Origin of the sequence: Paenibacillus gansuensis (genome assembly GCF_042684925.1) — a bacterium.
Classification (GTDB): domain Bacteria; phylum Bacillota; class Bacilli; order Paenibacillales; family DY6; genus Paenibacillus_N; species Paenibacillus_N gansuensis.
Genome location: NZ_JBHUME010000007.1, coordinates 1 through 19,324 on the forward strand (window position 1 = coordinate 1; position 19,324 = coordinate 19,324).

Here is a 19,324-nt window from a genome sequence, read left to right on the forward strand (position 1 = left end):
CTGAATGAACAGAGTCTGCGCAGACTTACACTTTACTTCACATCCAGTTTTCAGGGTGCAAATCCTGAAAACAGAGTTTTCTAACGAAAACTTAAAACCGTTTGGTAACAATGGCGAAAGGGAACCACGCGTACCCATCTCGAACACGACCGTTAAGCCTTTCAGCGCCGATGGTACTTGGACCGCAGGGTCCTGGGAGAGTAGGACGTTGCCAAGCGGAACCCACTTCCTAAAGTAAGTGGGCTTTTTCATGGGGCCATAGCTCAGCTGGGAGAGCGCCTGCCTTGCAAGCAGGAGGTCAGCGGTTCGATCCCGCTTGGCTCCACCATGATGTTCCCTGATAGCTCAGTTGGTAGAGCACTCGACTGTTAATCGAGTTGTCACAGGTTCGAGTCCTGTTCGGGGAGCCATTTCTTTGAAACAGATACGGAGAGGTACCGAAGTGGTCATAACGGGGCGGTCTTGAAAACCGTTAGGGCGCAAGTCCACGTGGGTTCGAATCCCACCCTCTCCGTCAGTAACATTCTTCTTGGCGGTGTAGCTCAGCTGGCTAGAGCGTACGGTTCATACCCGTAAGGTCGGGGGTTCGATCCCCTCCGCCGCTACCAATTATTTGGAGAGATACCCAAGTGGCTCAAGGGGACCCTCTGCTAAGGGGTTAGACTGCGTAAGTGGTGCGAGGGTTCGAATCCCTCTCTCTCCGTTCTTGAGTAAGGCCCGTTGGTCAAGGGGTTAAGACACCTCCCTTTCACGGAGGTAACAGGGGTTCGAATCCCCTACGGGTCACCATCAATATACCGTCGCGGGGTGGAGCAGCTCGGTAGCTCGTCGGGCTCATAACCCGAAGGCCGCAGGTTCAAATCCTGCCCCCGCAATTGCTTTACATAGCAAAGAACCAGAAGTAAAGTGTGGAGCCGTGGTGTAGAGGCCTAACATGCCTGCCTGTCACGCAGGAGACCGCGGGTTCGAATCCCGTCGGCTCCGCCATTTATCCTCTAGGATAATCAACTTCTGAATCGATGCTTGACAATCATTTAAATTTCATGATATTATGGCGGTCGTGGCGAAGGGGTTAACGCACCGGTCTGTGGCTCCGGCATTCGTGGGTTCAAGTCCCATCGATCGCCCCATTTACTTTCATGCGCGTGTGGCGGAATTGGCAGACGCACTAGACTTAGGATCTAGCGTCTTTGACGTGGGGGTTCAAGTCCCTCCACGCGCACTTATTTCTTACGCGGAAGTGGCTCAGCGGTAGAGCATCGCCTTGCCAAGGCGAGGGTCGCGGGTTCGATTCCCGTCTTCCGCTCCATCTTTACGGGACGTAGCTCAGCTTGGTAGAGCACCTGGTTTGGGACCAGGGGGTCGCATGTTCAAATCGTGTCGTCCCGATTTAAAGGTTAATCTTTCTCGAAATTACATCGCTTGCAAGGAATTGCAGGAAGGTGTTTTTTTGTATATTGGCGGAGTATCGATTGCTGTTTCCTTGATTTTACTTTGGAGATATGGTAAAGTATCTCTACTGATGATTGCGCGGGTGTAGTTCAATGGTAGAACTCCGGCCTTCCAAGCTGGTAGCGTGGGTTCGATTCCCATCACCCGCTCCATACATACGAACAGACAGCCGGAATCTTGGTTCTGGCTGTTTTTTTATTGCTTTTCGGTGGTAATTTTACAGGTGACATTCTGAACGAGCATTTTCCTAGGAGGGATTGGCCTAATGTCTACTTTTTATAAACATGTCAAAACCGGTACCGAATTGATTGATCAGATAAACCGAACAGAAGTGCCTTCAGACGGCATGGCTATGTGGCATCTGGGGCAGGAAAGCATGGTGTTTAAACGAGGCGGCCTTATCGTGTACATTGATCCATATTTAAGCAACTCCATTGACGAAATGTACGGCGGTGCTCCCCGAAGCTTTCCTACGCCCGTAGAGCCAAACCAGGTAACGAATGCAGACTATGTATTCATCACGCACGAGCATGCGGATCACTTGGATCCTGTAAGTATTAAGGGAATAGCGGAGGGATCTCCGGGCGCCCGGTTTGTTGTACCCGCCCCTTTTAAGCAAAATTTAACGGATTTGGGCATCTCACCGGAGCGGATGATTTTGGCTTATGCAGCAGAACCTATAAAGGCCGAGGGGCTTGAGGTAACACCGGTTGCCTGTATGCATGAACAATTTGAACAGGATGAGAAGGGCCATCATAAATTTTTGGGATATGTATTTGATTGGGATGGACTGGTTTTGTACCATGCAGGGGATACGGTGATTTTCCCGGAACTGATTGAGCAGCTCAAACCGCTGCGGATCGAAGTAGCATGCCTGCCCATCAACGGGCATGACTTTAGAAGGAACAATCAGAATCTCGCAGGGAACATGACCTTTAGGGAAGCAGCTGATTTGACGGAAGAAATCGGGGCAGATCTGGTCGTTCCTATGCATTATGATTTATTTGCTTTTAATACGGACAATCCTGCTTATTTTGTGGATTATTTGCACCGTGCGTATCCGGATCAGCCTTTTAAAATGTTTGTGCCCGGAGAACGCATGCTGCATTTGAGCTCTAGGCTGTAAGTCCGTTTAGAATTTATAGAGCCGGCAAGGAAAAGAGGAATCAGTAGATGAGTACAACGTTTACCGCTCTTTCGGTTTCGGAAGAGTACACTGCTATTTTGGAACAACAGGAAATCGTTACACCAAGTTACATACAGGAGCAGGCCATTCCTGCGGTTGCTTCGGGCAAGGATGTTATAGCTCAGTCCCAGACCGGAACAGGAAAAACGCTTGCTTACCTGCTGCCATTGCTGCAGCGGATAGACCGCGGGCGGAAAGAACTGCAGGCTTTAATTCTCGTACCTACGCGTGAGTTGGGTATGCAGATATTAAGGGAAGTGGAGATGCTCCACCCCAATCAGGAGATCGGGGCACAAGCGCTGATTGGGGGCGTCTCCGTCCAAAGGCAGATTGAAAAATTGAAGCAGCACCCTCAGCTGATCGTCGGAACACCGGGGCGAATTTTGGAGCTGATCAAAGTCCGTAAACTGAAAATGCATGTAGTGAAGACGATTGTAGTGGACGAAGTAGACCAAGTTTTTGATCTGGGCAGCATCGATGAAGTAGAAGGCATCTTTAAGAGCGCCTTGAGGGACCGGCAAATCGTTTTCTTTTCGGCGACCATCCCTCATGCCATTGAAGATGTAGCTGCCAGATGGATGAAGGAACCTGTGCGAATTTCAATCGAACCTACACAACGTACTGCGGAAACTCTGGAGCATCTATACTTTGTTTGTGAGGAACGGGAGAAGATTGACCATCTGCGCAGAATTGTCAGGATGTTCAATCCCCAGATGGCCATTGTGTTTGTCAATGAGATCAACGCGCTTGCCGAAGTGCTGGAGAAGATGCGTTATGTCGGTTTATCCATTGAAGCGATCTATGGGGAAGCGGATAAGCAAGAACGTGCCCGAGTGCTGCAGCAGTTCCGCGAAGGAAAGTTTCAGCTGCTGCTCGCAACGGATGTGGCTGCCAGAGGATTGGACATTAAAGGCGTCACCCATGTTATCAACTTGGATCCTCCTGTAGATGCCGATCATTATGTTCACAGGGTGGGACGGACCGGCAGAATGGGTCGCGCGGGAACAGCCATTTCCATTATTACGCCGAAAGAACGTTTTATCATATCGAAGTTCTCCAAACAGCTGAACATTGACATTCCGGAAAAAGACATGTTCCAAGGGAATTTGATTGAGCCAGGTACAAGACCGCGTACAGAGGTAAGGCGGAAATCTCCCCAAAGCAAAGTCCGGATCTCGGAAAGTGCTCGTCCAATCAATACCCTTAAGGAATTTGGTGCGGATACAGCCGATGCGCTTGAAGGACGGACCGGGATGCAGGCAGTACGTTCTGAATATACAAACAGAACGCAGCCTCCAAAGCGCAAAGCGGATCGGGAACGCGACCGTAAAAATAAAGGTGCTCCCAAGTGGCTGAAAGCCAAGCGTCCGCAAGAGTAATCTGAACGGTTGTTATGTGGCAACAAAGGCAGCTTCCGAAAGGAAAGCTGCCTTTATCTGCTTAGAAAGGAGAATCGGAATGAAGAAAGCGGCCGTTAGCCTTTTGCTCGTATGTGTTTTGATCGTTTCCGCCGGCTTGGGGATGCTGTGGTACGTCCGCCCTGAACAGCCGTTAGACTTGGAATATAAGCCGCTGGCTATCGAAAATAAGGTTCTGGAGATGATCAGCAGCAGAAAGCTTGAGACTGCTTTTACGGAAGAGGAGCTCAATCAGGCTTTGAAGGAATGGCTCGCTGCGAACAATTTTCTATCGGAACATTGGGAAATAACCGGTGCGCAAGGACGCTTGAACGGCGAACGGATGGATGTGGATGTAAATGTATTGTATGCCGGCCGGGTGCCTGTCGGCGCAACAGCGGTGTACCGTTTAACATGGGACAACCCGAACCTGATCGCGGAACCGGTAGAAGTTCAGGTGAAACGAGCCAAAGTAACGGCAGCACAAGCGGGTTTACAGCCTGTTGTTATTCCGATTGGAGACCAGCTGCCACTAGGCTTCAGCATCTCCAAAGTAACATTTGAAGCCAAGTCGGTCCGTGTAAAATTCAGGTTTAGTTTGCTGTAGCCGAGAAATATTTTTTCATCACCCCCCCAATTAGGATTGTCCTGGGCGAATGTATAAGTGAAAGCAGAACTTCGCGAAGGTTCTTCTCATTTCACAAAGATTATCTTTCAAACAACAGGAACTGAAATCCGATTAGGGAGAGGGATTTAGATGGAAAAGAAGAGCAGATTCAAGGTATTGACGGTATCGGCGTTGGCGCTGGCGTTAGCTGTAGGCGGTCCTGCGGCGGCTTTTGCGAAGGATGATCACGGCAAGGGCAAGGGGAAAGGCCATGACGACCACAAACCGGGTGTACAAGCCAAATCGAATGTAACTATTCAATTCAAAGACATTGACGAAAAGCAGCTGCAGTGGGCTTTGCAATATATTATGGGCCTGGCGTCCAAAGATGTGTTTAGCGGAGACGGGAAAGGAAACTTCCTTCCTCAGAAAAAAGTGACACGGGCCGAAGCAATTACCGCAGCGGTACGGCTAATGGGGCTGAAAGACAAAGCGGAGTCCGCGGAAGAAAAAGCAACGAAGCTGAATTTCACCGATGCCAAAAAAATTGAAGAGAAATTCCCTTGGGCTGTCGGCTATATTGCCGTAGCAGTGGAGAATGACCTCTTCAGCGAGACGGAGACGGCAGTGCAACCTGAAAGACCGGCCGACCGTTTATGGGCAACTACCCTACTGGTGAAAGCCCTCAAATTAGACGGGGAAGCCAAAGCTAAAATGAACACCAAGCTTGATTTTAAAGATGCTGATAAAATTCCTGCAGGTTCCGTAGGCTATGTTGCAGTCGCCTTGGAAAAGAAACTGATTGCCGGATATGACGACCGGACGTTCCGTCCGAACCAGCCGGTAACCCGTGCAGAGCTGGCCGCGCTGCTGGGCCGCACAGATGAACAGCTTCCGGATAAGGAAGATAAGACCGCTGTCACCGGAACGGTTACCGGAATTTCCAACAACATTGTTACGATCAAGAAGAAAGATGGTACTTCCACCGCGCTGATCGTGGATCCGAACGCGTTTATTTTCCGCAATAACGTGAGAGTCGGCGTAAACGCTCTGGTTGCAGGGGATCTAGTGCTGGCTCGTTCTTTTAACAACGTAGTGGTCTACATGGAAGTGAGAAAAGAAGCTGAACCGGCACCGGTCAAGGTTCCTTTCGTGGATGTAGGCAAAATCAGCTACACAACAATGAATGCTGAACTTCGTTTGTCCACGATCACTCTGATCAAGAACGTGAACGGCGCTGATCAGATCGTCACCTACAACGTTGCTTCGAATGTAGTAATCAAAGGTGATGTTTCCAAGCTCCAGAAAGATCAAGTCGTCATCGTTAAGGGCGAGAATCAAGTGGTCCAAACGATTGAAATTCAATAATAATAGGAATTGGTAAACTTAAATAGGAACAGCCCCTTTTTGCCGGAAGGCAGGGAGGGGTTGTTTTGCGTTATTGGCAGGCCGTTCGTTATAATAGAAGGGAGGTGAACTTATGGACGCGATTTTATCGGTATCACAACTGACCGGAGGCTATAGCGTAGGAAGGCCGGTCTTACATAACATCGACTTTCAGGTAAAGCCAGGCGAAATGGTAGGCTTAATCGGATTGAACGGCGCCGGGAAAAGTACGACCATCAAACATATTCTAGGACTGCTTCAAGCTCACAAGGGAAGCATCAGAGTGAATGGAAAACAATTATCGGAAGATCCGCAGCAATACCGTTCGGCCCTGGCTTACGTTCCCGAATCTCCTTTGATGTATGATGAGTTGACCGTTCGGGAGCATTTGGAGCTGACGGCCATGGCTTACGGACTTTCGAAGGAAGCATATGAAAGCAGAAGGACCAAGCTGGTGCGTGAATTCCAGATGGAAGAGAAGCTGAACGGGTTTTCCCAGCATCTGTCCAAAGGCATGCGTCAGAAAATGATGATTATGAACGCTTTTATGGTGGAACCCGCCTTGTATATCATTGACGAACCCTTTCTAGGGCTCGACCCGTTGGGGATCCGCTCGCTGCTTGATTTAATGGTATCCATGAAGGAAGAAGGCGCGGCCATATTAATGAGCTCCCATATTCTTGCAACCATCGAAAAATATTGTGACAGCTATGTTGTGCTGCATAAAGGGCGCATGGCGGCGACCGGCACACTGGAACAGATTACAGAGCAGGCGGGATGTCCGGGTCAGCCGCTGGAGGATGCTTTTTACGCTCTCGTTAAGGACGGTCCCACTGCATGATGAAGGCGGATATGAACAAGCTGCTGCAGCGTCGGAGAGCCGGCTTCCGTAAGGAAACGTTTCCCTACTGGTCCTATGTGCTGCGCAGCGGATTTCCCGGTTTTGTTATTATGCTGCTCGTTGTCTGTTCGATTGTGTATGCAGGTTTTTTAAAGGGGATGCCGAGTACCTTCCCGGTGTTGTGGGTTTGTTTGGCTCTTCTACTCCCTGTACTGCAAGTCAGCCCGGTACGTACCTACATGGCGGCAGCAGATTCTGTGTATCTTCTCCCGCTGGAATGGAAGATGGACGAGTATATCCGGTCCTGTCTGCTTAGAAGCGCGGTTATCCAATGGGTGCAGATTTCCGTTGTGTGGGGTGTCCTGTTTCCAATGTACAGCCGGTCTGCTGACTTACCTGAGCATTCCTTCTACTACATTTGGGTGGTTTTGCTTGCTGTAAAAAGTGTCAATTTGCTCGGGAGCTGGGCGGAAGTCAATATAGCTGAGCCCCTTAGCCGTAAGCTGTACCAAGGGGTCCGACTGATTTGCAATGCAGCAGCTCTTTATGTGCTTCTTGCCTATACCGGACCTCAGGCGCTGCTCTTTATCGTCCTCGTATGGGCCGTATATATGGCAGGATTGAGATTCTTCCGCCGGTACAAATTGCATTGGTCGGAGCTGATTAACAGGGAACAGCGGCATCGGGGGGCATACTTCCGGTTTTTCAGCTGGTTTACGGATGTAAGCGAGCTTCCTGTGAGGCTGTCCCGGAGGCGTTGGCTGGAGGGCTGGACGGGGAGGATCCCGTTTGAGCCCCGCAACACGTTCTACTACTTGTATACGAAAACCATCACGCGGACGGAACTGTCTTCCATTGTGATCCGGATCACCTTAATCGGTGCGGTTGGCCTGCTGTTGTTTCGGGGGCCGTGGGCGCAGGCAGGTTTTACAGCAGCGGCTTTGTGGTTAGCAGGAGTCCAGCTTTCCGCCTTGGATCAACATCACCGTTTTGTGTTCTGGACCCATATTTATCCGCTGCAGCCGGAATATAAAACCGGGGCGATGGCAAAAACCGTCTTAAGAGCCCATACGGCTTCCGCAGGCGTGTTGCTGCTTACAGTTCTGTTTACCAGCCAGTCCTTGCCCAGCCTGTGTTTCTGCGTCATACTCTGCATCGGATTCCCTCTGCTATATAACAAACGGTTGATCCGGAAATGGTCTGCGGAGGACTATTTTGAACGGTGAAAAGCCCTTGCCTTCCGGCAAGGGTTTTTTCATTGTAAACATGATTTGGTCCCACTTTGGTAACTACTAAGTATAGATAACTTTGGTAATCAAGATGAGGAGGGGCCCCTATGTTCAAAAAAATATTCGGCGTGCTGCAAAGCGTCGGTAAGGCGCTTATGCTTCCGGTAGCGATTCTGCCTGCGGCAGGTATTCTGCTGGCGATTGGAAATGCGTTGCAAAACGGAGCCTTGGTAGAACGGCTTCCCTGGCTTGCCGGTGATAACGTGGCGTTGTTCGCGAATTTACTGGAACAGGCAGGCGGTATCGTTTTTGCCAATTTGGCGTTATTATTTGCCGTCGGTGTAGCGGTTGGTCTTGCAGGCGGGGAAGGCGTTGCCGGTCTGGCAGCCATTATCGGGTTCCTTGTAATGAATGTAGTCATGAGTGTCATTATGCGCGTGACTCCCAAGATGGCGGAGACGGATTTCTCCTACGCGAACGTACTCGGTATCAATACACTGCAGACAGGGGTTTTCGGAGGAATTATCGTCGGGTTAATGGCGGCGTTTTTGTATAACCGGTTTTTCCGGATCGAGCTGCCTTCTTATCTCGGTTTTTTTGCGGGCAAAAGGTTTGTACCGATCATCACGGCGGCCAGTGCGCTGATACTCGGAATTGTGATGACCATTGTCTGGCCTCCGATTCAGCAGTTTTTAAATTATTTCTCGCACAGCATGATCGATGCAAACCGGACACTGGCGGCTCTCATCTTCGGGATTATCGAAAGATCGCTCATTCCGTTCGGGCTTCATCATATTTTCTATTCCCCGTTCTGGTTTGAATTCGGGGAGTATACGAACAAAGCAGGACAACTGGTGCGAGGGGACCAGAAAATCTTTTTCGAACAGCTGAAAGACGGCGTTCCGTTTACAGCAGGCACGTTTATGACGGGGAAATTCCCTTTTATGATGTTCGGCCTTCCTGCTGCTGCTCTGGCAATGTACCATGAAGCGCGGCCGGAGCATAAAAAAATGGTCGCAGGCATCATGGGCTCTGCCGCATTAACTTCTTTCCTGACAGGGATTACCGAGCCGCTGGAGTTTTCGTTCTTGTTCGTAGCTCCGGTTCTGTTCGGAATTCATGCGATATTTGCAGGCCTCTCGTTTATGATCATGCACATGCTGGGCGTGAAAATCGGGATGACCTTTTCCGGTGGCGTTATTGACTTCCTGCTGTTCGGGGTGCTGCCGAACCGGACCCAGTGGTGGCTGGTCATCCCAGTGGGGCTCGTATTTGCGGTCATCTATTATTTCGGGTTCCGGTTTGCGATCCGTAAATGGAACTTGGCCACCCCGGGCCGTGAGGAAATGGCTGCAGATACAGCGGCTCCTCCGGCAGGAAAGAAGGGGGGGACCGGACAGAAAAAAGCGGCAGCTTCGTCTGCTGAGGATTTACCGCGGAATATTTTGACGGCATTGGGCGGGACCTCTAATATCTCAAACCTGGATGCCTGTATTACCCGGCTAAGGGTACAGGTCAAAGACAGCGGCAGTGTGGACAAAACAAGGTTAAAGGAGCTTGGCGCGTCAGGTGTGCTTCAGGTAGGGGATAACGTTCAGGCGATTTTTGGCACACGGTCGGATACATTGAAATCTCAAATTCAGGATGTCATGGCGGGCCGGAAACCGGTTCCGGATGTGGATCCTTTTCAAGCTAAAGCCGCGGCGGTCGCTATTGAACAACGCACCGTTCCTTTACAGAAGGGAGGAGTCGATCCGTTTGCCATGCCCCTTGACGGGGAACTGGTCGACATCTCCAAAGTGCCGGATCCGACTTTTGCGGACAAAATGATGGGCGAAGGCTTCGCCATAGTGCCGAAATCCGGCGAGATCTACTCCCCGGTCAATGGCGTAGTCGAAAATGTGTTTCCGACGAAGCATGCAATCATTTTGCGGTCAGTCGGGGGCAAGGAGGTATTGATCCATTTTGGCGTAAACACGGTGAAACTCAAGGGAGAAGGCTTTCATCCACATATCGCGGAAGGCGACAGGGTAACGTTAGGGCAGCATCTGATGACGGTGGATTTGGCGTATGTTAAAGAACATGCGGAGTCTGTTATTACCCCGATCGTATTTACGGACCTGCAAGAAGGACAAACCTTGGCTCTATTGAAAACCGGGGAGCTGTCCCATGGGGCGACCGGCATTATTGAGATTAGATAAAAAGGAGTGTCGATGATGGAAAAAACGTTTACGGTAACGAACGAAGACGGTTTTCACGCACGGCCGGCCACTGCTCTTGTAAACACGGCCAAAAAATATAATGCGGACGTACAGTTGGAATACAACGGCAAAACCGTTAGCTTGAAATCATTCCTTGCAGTGGTGAAGCTTGGGATACAACAGGGGGCGGTCATCAAGTTTACGGCTGAGGGAGAACAGGCTGCCGAGGCGCTGGAAGGCATTGCGGAGACCATGACGAAGGAAGGGTTAGGAGCGTAATGTCGGCGACCATTATGGGGATCGGGGCTTCTAACGGGATTGCTATCGCCAAGGTGTTTCGTCTGGAGCACCCTGATCTGACCATAAAACGGGGAAGCGTGCAGGATCCGGATGCGGAGGTTCGGCGTTTCCGGGAGGCGGTCGAGAAATCGACACGGGAGCTTGAGGCGATTCGAGATAGGACGGAGCAGCAGCTAGGCGAAGATAAGGCGGAAATCTTCGCCTCCCACCTGCTTGTGCTGGAAGATCCTGAATTCGTGGATGAGGCGATCGGCAAGATCGAATCGGAGAAGGTGAATGCAGAGTTTGCGCTGCAGGAAGTTAGCGACGCAACCATTAATTTTTTTCTCACTATGGAATCGGATTATATAAAAGAACGTGCGGCAGATATCCGGGATGTGACGAAACGGGTGCTGTCCCATCTAATGGGTGTGCAGACGGCGGATTTGGCTTCGATCTCAGAAGAGGTAGTGCTGATAGCCGAGGATTTGACTCCGTCCGATACGGCACAGCTGAACCGGACGTTTGTTAAGGGATTTGTGACCGACATAGGCGGGCGTACATCGCATTCTGCGATTATGGCCAGGTCGCTTGAAATTCCCGCGGTGGTCGGGACCAAATCGGTGACAACCCAGGCGGAGGCCGGGATGATGGTCATTGTGGACGGCACTTCCGGCCAGGTCATTGTGGACCCTTCCGAAGAGGAAATACGGGAGTTCCGGGGGAAGCAGGAAGAATATGCCCGACTGAGGGAAGAATGGCTGAAAGCGAAGGATCAGCCGTCTATTTCTGCAGACGGGCACCGGGTGGAAATCGGAGCGAATATCGGGACTCCGAAGGATGTAGCCGGTGTGAAGGAACACGGCGGAGAAGGCATTGGGCTGTACCGGACAGAATTTCTTTATATGGGCCGGGATACGATGCCGACAGAAGAGGAGCAGTACGAGGCTTATTCTTCAGTGTTAAGGCAGATGGAAGGAAAGCCTGTTGTCGTGAGGACGCTGGACATCGGGGGCGACAAGGAACTGCCGTATTTGCAGCTGCCCAAAGAAGCCAATCCGTTTCTCGGCTATCGCGCGATCCGTTTATGCCTGGACCGGAAGGATTTGTTCCGGACACAGCTGCGGGCATTGCTCCGCTCAAGTGTTCAGGGGAACTTGAAAATCATGTTCCCTATGATTGCGACGCTGGGCGAGTTCCGGGAAGCCAAAGAAGTGCTGCTGGAAGAGAAACAGAAGCTCATGGATGGCGGTACCGCCATATCCGAAACGATTCAGATCGGCATTATGGTAGAGATTCCGTCCACCGCGGTGTTGGCGGACCGGTTTGCCAAAGAGGCCGATTTTTTCTCCATCGGCACGAACGACCTGATCCAGTACACTTTGGCGGCGGACCGCTTGAATGAGCGGATTTCCTACTTGTATCAGCCGTATAACCCGGCCATTCTGCGGATGGTGAAGCAGGTCATCGACGCGGCCCATGCCGAAGGGAAGTGGGCGGGGATGTGCGGTGAAATGGCCGGCGACCCCACGGCGATACCTCTGCTGCTGGGCATGGGCCTCGACGAGTTCAGCATGAGCGCCAGTTCGATCCTACGCGCACGCACCTTGCTGCGCAGCCTCTCCAAGGCGGACTGCGAAGCACTGGCTGCCGAGGCACTGAACTTCGACACGGCTGAGGAGGTCGTGGAGTTGGTGAACCACGCGCTGGCGGTGAAGAAGTAGAGTAATGAGCTGTTGGTGCCCCTTGTTAGTGATATGAGTATCACTAGCAGGGGGGTTAACGTGGTTAGTGATATGAGGTTTTACTAACGCGCACAAACTCCGGCCTTTCGGTGGCAATAGGTCTGGGGGAGAGTTAATGATATGAGGTATCACTAACAGCAGGCGTTGACATGGTTAGTGATATGACGTATCACTAACTCGCACAAACTTAGGTATAATGGTGGGAATTCGGCGTCTGGGGGAGAGTTAATGATATGAGGTATCACTAGCGGTGGGTACGGACATGGTTAGTGATATGACGTATCACTAGCTCGCGCAAACTCAGGCATAATGGTGGGAATTCGGCGTCTGGTGGAGAGTTAATGATATGAGGTAACACTAGCAGTGGGCACGATATGGTTAGTGATATGAGGTATCACTAGCAGCGGGCACTGACATGGTTAGTGATATGACGTATCATTAACAGAGTCACCGGTTGAATGCTGAACCATTTCCAGTATGATAGAACCGCAAAAAGGCTGCCCCTCAAAATAGAAGGGCAGCCTTCATTTATTCAGGCTATTTCTGCAAATCGAGGACAGCCTGGTAGATGGTGTCGTACAGTTCTTCCAAGTCCCTTTCTTCGATACAGGAGAAGGCGATACGGAGATCGGTCTCGCCTAGAGCGATGGTGCCGATGCCGTATTGGTTCAGCAGGTGGACGCGCAGTGTTTCGGCGTCGGTCGTTCTCAGCTTGAGGCACATAAAGTACCCGGAGTTGAACGGGTAATAACTCCATACATCCCCGTATTTCCCGCTGTCCAGCAGCTGCTTCACACGGTTGGCACGGCCCTTCATGATCTCGAATTTCTCCTGTTTCTGCTTCTCGAATTCCGGCGATTGCAGTGCATGCAGCACGAACGTCTGAGACGGATGAGCTCCGCTGGAAATGGTGGCGCGGATGATGCCCATCGTCTTTTGCTCCAATGCACTCAGTAAAGCGTCGCTTTCCGAAGCGTACGTGATGAATCCTACACGGAAGCCCCAAACGAACTCTTCCTTCGTAGCCCCGTCCACTTTCACTGCCAGAACTCTTGGATGCAGTTCTGCCAGTTGGCCGAACAACGATTCCTGCAATGAATCCTCGAAGAACAGGCCGAAGTAAGCGTCATCCGTCACGGCAACAATGTTGATGCCTGCTTCCGCACCGGCGCGGATCGCCTCTACAATACGGCGGCCTTCTTCCGCGTCAGGCGTGTAGCCTGTCGGATTGTTCGGGAAGTTCAGAACGACAATCGCTTTGCCTTGCTCTTTCCGGGACAGAATCGCTTCGCGCAGCCCGTCCGCATTAAATTGGCCGGCGTCGTCGTACAGCGGGAAATTCACAATCTCGGCGCCGCGGCGAATCCCGAAGGTCAACTCGTAATTTTCCCAATTTTTATCCGGAAAAATAACCGCATCCCCCGCGTCCGCAAACAAGTCGGCCACGATGCTTAAGCCATGGGTCAGCGCATTGGTAACAATCGGATTGCCATAGCTGCGGCCTTGCAGCGAAGGGTTTTCCTTCAGCATTTTGGAACGCCAGGCCGAACGCAGCTCGGGTTTGCCCGCCGGGGGTGCATATTCATAAAGATCCTTCGGCGCATAGGCCGACAGCGTATCTTGAATCAACGGCAAATGCATCGGCTCGCCATTCTCCAGAGCGATCCCGATGGTTGCATTAAACTTCTTCGCTTTCGCCTTTGCTTCCGCCGACTGACTCAGAATGCCCTCTTTCGGAAAATAAATCTGTTTGCCCAAAGCAGAAAGCATGTCGTAGACATTGCGGTTTTCACGTTTGATTGTTTCATTCAACTGCTGTACTAAAGCGTTCATCCTGTCCATCCTTCCGGAAAATAAATGAGTGGATCGGCGACGCCGCGCAAGCGGCAGCCGTTAGCCAAGTTTTGTGTGCTATTATACCACTTTAGCCCAATCCAGTCATTACAAAACATCAATTCTCCTTGTGAGCGGGACAATACTTCTTCATAAGGCGAACCGTTTCCTCATCGAGCGGCCGATCGCGCTGCTCCAGCCCTGTCATAATGTTGTCCCGATCTGCTTCGCGCATATTTTGGCCAAATTTGAATTTAGCCGAAATTTCATCAGGATTCAATTTCAGAAGCGCTACCCCTTTTAAGCGCGGGATGTAGTCAGGGTCTACGTGATCGAAAGGCCGAAAGCCGCCCTCCGGCTGGAGCTTACCCATGAAAGCAGTGAAGGCCCGCGCTTTTTCTTCGAGGTCCTCGACAACTTCGATCGTTCCCCGCATCTGCACCGACTTGAAAAAGGCCGTAGCCGGACAGGCAAATGTATCATCCGTAAAGTAGGAAGGAATGAGGGCAAACTCCCTCGCAACGGCAAAGGTAGCGCTGTTGTTCCGCTTCAGGTCTTTCATTTTTTCTCCGCCGCGGCTGCCGTGAAAATAAACCGCTCCTTCCGTATATACAAAATTCAACGGCTTGATGTTCGGAAGCCCGTCCACACCGGCCGTAGCCAAATATCCGAAGCTTTCCTCCGTCAAAAACTCCTCCAGTTCCGCCTGGTCTTCTATAGTAAACTCTTTTCTGCGCATGGTTCACCTCTCCTTTTGGTATTAAGCATAGTCAGAAAAGTGGAGTTAGAAAAGATCCACAAATGGTAAAAAAATATATACCACTTTAAAAAAAGGAAGGAAATCAATTTCAGACACAAAGTGGATAGCCAGAAGCATTGCCGGAGGACTGCTCTCCCACTATAGTGAAGATGTAGTAAACAACTTGCCCCATGAAAGGGAGTCGTATACAATGTTAACAGTACAGAATCCTTTGCTGAAGCCTTTGAATGATGAACAGCTTGCTCAATATGAAAGAGATGGGTATATTCTGATCAAAAAGGGATGCAGTTCCGACCTGATCGATGCCTTTAATAGACACATCTATGAGCTGCGGGCAGTTCCGCTGGAGCAAATGCAGGACTGGGCGCGTACTAATGAAGAATCCCGATTCACTTTGAGACTGTTCAACCCGCATCAGCACGACAGTTTCTCCAGACAGCTGATGAAGCTGCCTGTCATTCGCGGGGCACTCGCACAGTTGATGGGCAAGGAAGCGGTCTGCGTGCAAAGCATGTATTTTTATAAAGAACCGGGTTCTCCAGGCCAAGCCGCGCACCAGGACTATTATTACATCAAAAATGATCCGATGACCATGGTTGCAGCCTGGACCGCCATGGAAGATCAAGTGGACGAAGAAAACGGCTGCTTGTGGGTCATTCCGGGAACGCACAAACTCGGGCTGCTGCCGCATGGTGCAGTGAAGAATCTTGATGAGCACGAGCCGTGGACGGACGAAACGGAAGGCATAGACCTTACTAAGCAGATTCCGGTCATTATGGAAAAGGGAGATATTCTGTTTTTTCATGAGCTGCTGATTCACTCTTCCAACCGCAACCGCAGCAAAGACCGCTGGAGAAGATCCTATGTCTGCCACTACATTCGTGAAGATTCCGCTGTTACGTTGAGGGAAGATTTGAGGGAGAAATACCCATTGTACTAGAGTAAAAATAGCTTTAAAGGGGGAGATGTGATGGAAAGAGGGGCAGCCGCTGCCTTATTTCCTGCCGTACGATCCGTTTGGGCAGGTTCCATCGTCTATCCCCCTGGCGGGCGTTACGGTCCGAGGGTCCAGCAGGATATTCAACTGGTGCTCTTGCATACAGGGATGCTGAACATCCAGGTGGACGGCGAAGCCCGTCAAGTCCAGCCGGGAACCGTGATACTGCTGAAGCCGGGGCATCATGAAATGTTTTATTTTGCAGAGGAGCAGAGCACGTGGCACCGTTGGATTTCCATCGAATTGGAACCCGGAGGGGCAGAGCAAAAACGGTTATTGGAAAAGCTCCCCTGGAATGTGCCTATTTCAGAGGAATTGAACCGATTAACCGATGTGATGCTTTCCCTGCAGGGGGAAGGCGAGCCGGCTTATGAAACGTTAAAGGCTCTCGGGATCAGCGCGTTAGAGCTGTTTGCGGCCGAACAGCAGCGTATCCGTGCCAAGCTGGAAGCTCATCCATCCGTAGCGGCTGTCAAACGGGAAATTCAGAACAGCTACGCGGAAAGCTGGACCTTGCGGGCGATGGCCGAAGCAGGGGGCGTCTCTCCGGAACATCTGGTCCGCTTGTTTCAACGGTACGAGCAGGTGACGCCGATGAAGTTTTTGTGGAATTACAGGGTTTTGAAAGCGCAGGAAATGCTGGCCTATACGGGATTGTCCATCTCCGAAATTGCGGAGCGGTGCGGGTTTCAGACGTCTTATCATTTTGCAAGAAGTGTGAAACAGCGGACCGGGCTCACGCCGTCAGCGATCCGCGCGGCGTCGTGGGAAGGCAAAGACTCCGGCAGGCAGCAGCTCAATGGTGAATAAAACTGCAATGGATTCAGGCAGGTTCCTTCGGGGGCCTTTTTGGCGTGTTTGTAGTTTTCGCTCTTCAAGATTTATAATAGAGAGACATGAAAGAACGGAACTAGGCGTGTAGAGGAGGCTTCGGGACTATGGACGTAATGCTGCCCATGGACGCTTACAGGGAGAAGTTCCGCTATGCCTATCTGGCTTTGTACGAGGCCTTGAAAGATGCGATGCTGCAAGGAAGACTTGCTTACGGTACGAAGCTGCCGTCAAGCAGAGAGCTGTCAGCCAGGTATGGGCTGTCCCGGGGCAGCGTAAACCGGGCGTACGACATGCTGATCTCGGAAGGGTATGCGGCCGCTGAGAGAGGAAGCGGCACGTATGTTTTATATCGTGTCCGGCAGGAAGATGCGACGGGACAGGAGCCGGGAGAACCGCCGAAGCTGTCTGCTTGGGCAAACAGGGTAACGGGATGGGATAGGAATCAGCTGATGAGGCCCGCGCCGGGCATCCGGACCGCGGGAGGAGCGGCTCGGAAGAACGCAAATGGCTCTGCAGCTGAAGGGAAGCCTGGAGCGGTGCAAGGAGCCGCACAAGGAAAGGCAGGCAGGAAACGCGGCGGGGACAGTGGGCTCGCCGGGGAAGTGCGCGAACGCGCAGATTCCTCCGTGAGCACTGCGGCAGAGGTTGCCGGGGAGCGGGTGAGCTTCCATTTGGGGGAGCCCGATCTATCCATGTTTCCGGCGCAAGAGTGGAGCCGGCTTGTGAGCCGGGAGGTCCGGCGGTCCAGCCGGACAGGGCGGCGAGGGTCTGATGGAGCGCAGGGACATCTGCCGCTGCGTGAGGGAATCGCCCAGTACCTGCGCCGCGCCCGGGGCATCGACGCCGAGGCCGCAGACATCGTCGTGTACAGCGGCTCCTCACAGGCACTGGCTATGCTCGCCCTGCTGCTGCTGGACCCGGGCGAGCCCGCCGTGCTCGAGAACCCGGGCTACCCGGGAACGCTCCGGGCCGTAGAGGCGGCCGGCGCGGTGCCGCTGTTCGCCCGGGTGGACGGGCAGGGGCTGGCCCCGGAGGACTGGCCGGCCCGCGTGCTCTTCACCGGCGCCGCGCGCCAGTACCCGACGGGTGCGGTGCTGCCCCTGGAGCGGCGGCAGGCGCTGCTGGCCTGGGCGGAACGCCGCGGTGCCGTCATCGTCGAAGACGATTACGACAGCGAGTTCCGCTGGGCCGGGCGGCCGCTTACACCGCTCAAGGGCATGGACCGTGCCGGACGCGTCATCTACGTCGGCACGTTCACCAAGACGATGCTGCCGGAGGTGCGCATCGGCTACGCTTTGCTGCCGCGCAGCCTGGTGCGCGCGGCAGTGCAGGCCAAGGCGCTGTTCGAGCCGCATCCGAGTGCGGCTGTGGAACAGCGCGCGCTCGCCGCGTTCATGAACAGCGGCGGCTATGAGCGTCATCTGCGGCGGATGACGCGGCATTACGGCCGGAAGGCGCAGCTGCTGTCCGGCCTGCTGCGCAGCAGGCTTAACGGAGCTTTCGACTGGGTGAAGTCGGATGCGGGGCTGCATATGTTTGGCTGGTGGAAAGGCGAAACCAGCTTGTATAATACGTATAGGAACGCTTGTGTCCAAGCGGGAGCTGAATGGACCGATGCTTCCTCCTATGATTTTCTGGAGGCCCGTCCGGCGGCCTGCCTCGGGTTCGCTCACCTGACGGAGAGCGAAATGGAGCGGGGTGTAGAAAGGTTAGCCGGCATATGGAAGCAGATGAACAGTTGAGACAGATGTTGAGGAGCGATGATTGTGCTGCACGTTTTGCCCGATGCCTTCAGGCTGAAGCCTGCCTTTGCCAAAATTGTGTGTGAACCGTCCTGGAAATGGCTGAAACGGGAGAAACCTTTTGAAAACTATGATCTATTCTACGTGTGGAGCGGTGAGGGGGAAGTCGTGCTGAACGACAGGCCATACGCGGTCGGCAAAGGGAGCTGCTTCCTGTTTCGCCCCGGCGACTTTACCCATGCGACGCATAACCCTCAGAAGCCGCTGGTACTTACTTATATTCATTTTGGCGTGGACGGGAACGAAGAGCTGATGCAAATTCCGGAACGTTACCGGGTGATGAGGGAGACACTGGATTTCGAATATTTACTGGCACGTTATGTGCGCCTGTTTCTGGTGGAGACGTTCGCAGCCGAGGAAGAAGCGAAGCTGATCTTGAAGCAAATGATGATTCACCTGCTCCGGGAGGACCGCCAGGAACTCGGGGAAACCAAGAAATACAGCAACCAGTTGACGGAGGTCATCCATGAGGTGGCGAATTATGTGCGGCAAAATCCGGGGATATCCCATAGGGTGGAGGAGCTTGCCGCACGGGCCGGCCTTTCGCCGCGTTATTTTTCGATCAAATTTAAAGAGATTATCGGCCATTCGGTCCAAAATTATATGATCAAAACCCGGATCGAACGCGCGGAGCATCTGCTGCATCATGCGGGAATGAACGTGACGGAAGTGGCGGACGCGCTCGGGTACCGGGATATTTTCTTCTTCAGCCGCCAGTTCAAGCAATATACGGGGAAAAGCCCTTCCGAGATCCGGTAAGGGCTTTTTAAAGGTA

General features: G+C 52.3%; 15 protein-coding genes, 13 tRNA genes and 1 rRNA gene. 27 read left to right on the forward strand and 2 right to left on the reverse strand.

Features of this window, described 5'->3' with window-relative positions; all coding sequences use genetic code 11:
• Window positions 1-100 precede the first annotated feature (100 nt).
• The 23 genes from rrf to ptsP all read left to right on the forward strand — a co-directional run bounded on the left by rrf (window position 101) and on the right by ptsP (window position 12,302).
• A 5S ribosomal RNA gene (gene rrf, locus ACFSUF_RS07725) occupies window positions 101-217 on the forward strand.
• Window positions 218-252: 35 nt separating this feature from the next.
• Window positions 253-328: transfer RNA gene (locus ACFSUF_RS07730), tRNA-Ala, on the forward strand.
• A 6-nt stretch (window positions 329-334) separates the two neighbouring features.
• Window positions 335-410, forward strand: a tRNA-Asn gene (locus tag ACFSUF_RS07735).
• A gap of 18 nt (window positions 411-428) precedes the next feature.
• Window positions 429-514 (forward strand) — tRNA-Ser (locus tag ACFSUF_RS07740).
• Between the two features lie 17 nt (window positions 515-531).
• Window positions 532-608 (forward strand) — tRNA-Met (locus tag ACFSUF_RS07745).
• 7 nt (window positions 609-615) lie between these two features.
• Window positions 616-703 (forward strand) — tRNA-Ser (locus tag ACFSUF_RS07750).
• 11 nt (window positions 704-714) lie between these two features.
• Window positions 715-789, forward strand: a tRNA-Glu gene (locus ACFSUF_RS07755).
• Window positions 790-801: 12 nt separating this feature from the next.
• Window positions 802-875, forward strand: a tRNA-Met gene (locus ACFSUF_RS07760).
• A gap of 35 nt (window positions 876-910) precedes the next feature.
• Window positions 911-987, forward strand: a tRNA-Asp gene (locus tag ACFSUF_RS07765).
• Window positions 988-1,054: 67 nt separating this feature from the next.
• Window positions 1,055-1,130 (forward strand) — tRNA-His (locus ACFSUF_RS07770).
• 11 nt (window positions 1,131-1,141) lie between these two features.
• Window positions 1,142-1,222: transfer RNA gene (locus tag ACFSUF_RS07775), tRNA-Leu, on the forward strand.
• 12 nt (window positions 1,223-1,234) lie between these two features.
• A tRNA-Gly gene (locus tag ACFSUF_RS07780) sits at window positions 1,235-1,309 on the forward strand.
• A gap of 6 nt (window positions 1,310-1,315) precedes the next feature.
• Window positions 1,316-1,389 (forward strand) — tRNA-Pro (locus ACFSUF_RS07785).
• A 141-nt stretch (window positions 1,390-1,530) separates the two neighbouring features.
• Window positions 1,531-1,604 (forward strand) — tRNA-Gly (locus tag ACFSUF_RS07790).
• A gap of 113 nt (window positions 1,605-1,717) precedes the next feature.
• Window positions 1,718-2,578 carry an MBL fold metallo-hydrolase gene (locus tag ACFSUF_RS07795; protein ID WP_377601798.1) on the forward strand — a complete coding sequence of 287 codons (861 nt, stop codon included), beginning with the start codon at window positions 1,718-1,720 and terminating at the stop codon, window positions 2,576-2,578.
• Between the two features lie 47 nt (window positions 2,579-2,625).
• Complete coding sequence (locus tag ACFSUF_RS07800; RefSeq protein WP_377601800.1) at window positions 2,626-4,017, forward strand: DEAD/DEAH box helicase; 1,392 nt, start codon at window positions 2,626-2,628, stop codon at window positions 4,015-4,017.
• 79 nt (window positions 4,018-4,096) lie between these two features.
• The gene (locus tag ACFSUF_RS07805; protein WP_377601801.1) at window positions 4,097-4,642 is read left to right on the forward strand and encodes a hypothetical protein; all 546 of its coding nucleotides are present in this window, start codon (window positions 4,097-4,099) and stop codon (window positions 4,640-4,642) included.
• Between the two features lie 150 nt (window positions 4,643-4,792).
• The gene (locus ACFSUF_RS07810; RefSeq protein ID WP_377601802.1) at window positions 4,793-6,010 is read left to right on the forward strand and encodes an S-layer homology domain-containing protein; all 1,218 of its coding nucleotides are present in this window, start codon (window positions 4,793-4,795) and stop codon (window positions 6,008-6,010) included.
• Between the two features lie 112 nt (window positions 6,011-6,122).
• Window positions 6,123-6,869 carry an ABC transporter ATP-binding protein gene (locus ACFSUF_RS07815; protein ID WP_377601803.1) on the forward strand — a complete coding sequence of 249 codons (747 nt, stop codon included), beginning with the start codon at window positions 6,123-6,125 and terminating at the stop codon, window positions 6,867-6,869.
• Window positions 6,866-8,095, forward strand: coding sequence for an ABC transporter permease (locus tag ACFSUF_RS07820; RefSeq protein ID WP_377601805.1), 1,230 nt, complete (start codon window positions 6,866-6,868; stop codon window positions 8,093-8,095). Before ACFSUF_RS07815 ends, ACFSUF_RS07820 begins: the two co-directional genes overlap by 4 nt.
• A gap of 110 nt (window positions 8,096-8,205) precedes the next feature.
• Entirely contained in the window at window positions 8,206-10,299 is a 2,094-nt protein-coding gene (gene ptsG, locus ACFSUF_RS07825) for a glucose-specific PTS transporter subunit IIBC (protein ID WP_377601806.1), read from the forward strand.
• Between the two features lie 15 nt (window positions 10,300-10,314).
• Window positions 10,315-10,578, forward strand: coding sequence for a phosphocarrier protein HPr (locus ACFSUF_RS07830; RefSeq protein WP_377603128.1), 264 nt, complete (start codon window positions 10,315-10,317; stop codon window positions 10,576-10,578).
• On the forward strand, window positions 10,578-12,302 hold the full coding sequence (ptsP, locus tag ACFSUF_RS07835) for a phosphoenolpyruvate--protein phosphotransferase (RefSeq protein WP_377601808.1): 1,725 nt from the start codon (window positions 10,578-10,580) through the stop codon (window positions 12,300-12,302). The genes ACFSUF_RS07830 and ptsP overlap by 1 nt, the downstream gene beginning before the upstream one ends.
• A 558-nt stretch (window positions 12,303-12,860) precedes the next feature.
• On the opposite strand, the gene ACFSUF_RS07840 is transcribed toward ptsP, so the two are convergent.
• Window positions 12,861-14,156: an aminotransferase class I/II-fold pyridoxal phosphate-dependent enzyme gene (locus ACFSUF_RS07840; protein WP_377601809.1), complete on the reverse strand. Its 1,296-nt coding sequence runs from the start codon at window positions 14,154-14,156 to the stop codon at window positions 12,861-12,863.
• A gap of 118 nt (window positions 14,157-14,274) precedes the next feature.
• Window positions 14,275-14,895, reverse strand: coding sequence for a pyridoxamine 5'-phosphate oxidase family protein (locus tag ACFSUF_RS07845; RefSeq protein WP_377601811.1), 621 nt, complete (start codon window positions 14,893-14,895; stop codon window positions 14,275-14,277).
• Between the two features lie 211 nt (window positions 14,896-15,106).
• Here ACFSUF_RS07845 and ACFSUF_RS07850 point away from each other — a divergent pair, with 211 nt between their 5' ends.
• From ACFSUF_RS07850 to ACFSUF_RS07865, 4 genes are all read left to right on the forward strand, one after another.
• A complete protein-coding gene (locus tag ACFSUF_RS07850; RefSeq protein WP_377601813.1) occupies window positions 15,107-15,856 on the forward strand; it encodes a phytanoyl-CoA dioxygenase family protein in 750 nt (249 codons plus the stop codon).
• A 30-nt stretch (window positions 15,857-15,886) separates the two neighbouring features.
• Window positions 15,887-16,723 carry a helix-turn-helix domain-containing protein gene (locus tag ACFSUF_RS07855; RefSeq protein ID WP_377601815.1) on the forward strand — a complete coding sequence of 279 codons (837 nt, stop codon included), beginning with the start codon at window positions 15,887-15,889 and terminating at the stop codon, window positions 16,721-16,723.
• A 128-nt stretch (window positions 16,724-16,851) separates the two neighbouring features.
• On the forward strand, window positions 16,852-18,489 hold the full coding sequence (locus ACFSUF_RS07860) for an aminotransferase-like domain-containing protein (protein ID WP_377601817.1): 1,638 nt from the start codon (window positions 16,852-16,854) through the stop codon (window positions 18,487-18,489).
• 24 nt (window positions 18,490-18,513) lie between these two features.
• Complete coding sequence (locus tag ACFSUF_RS07865; RefSeq protein ID WP_377601819.1) at window positions 18,514-19,308, forward strand: helix-turn-helix domain-containing protein; 795 nt, start codon at window positions 18,514-18,516, stop codon at window positions 19,306-19,308.
• Window positions 19,309-19,324 lie beyond the last annotated feature (16 nt).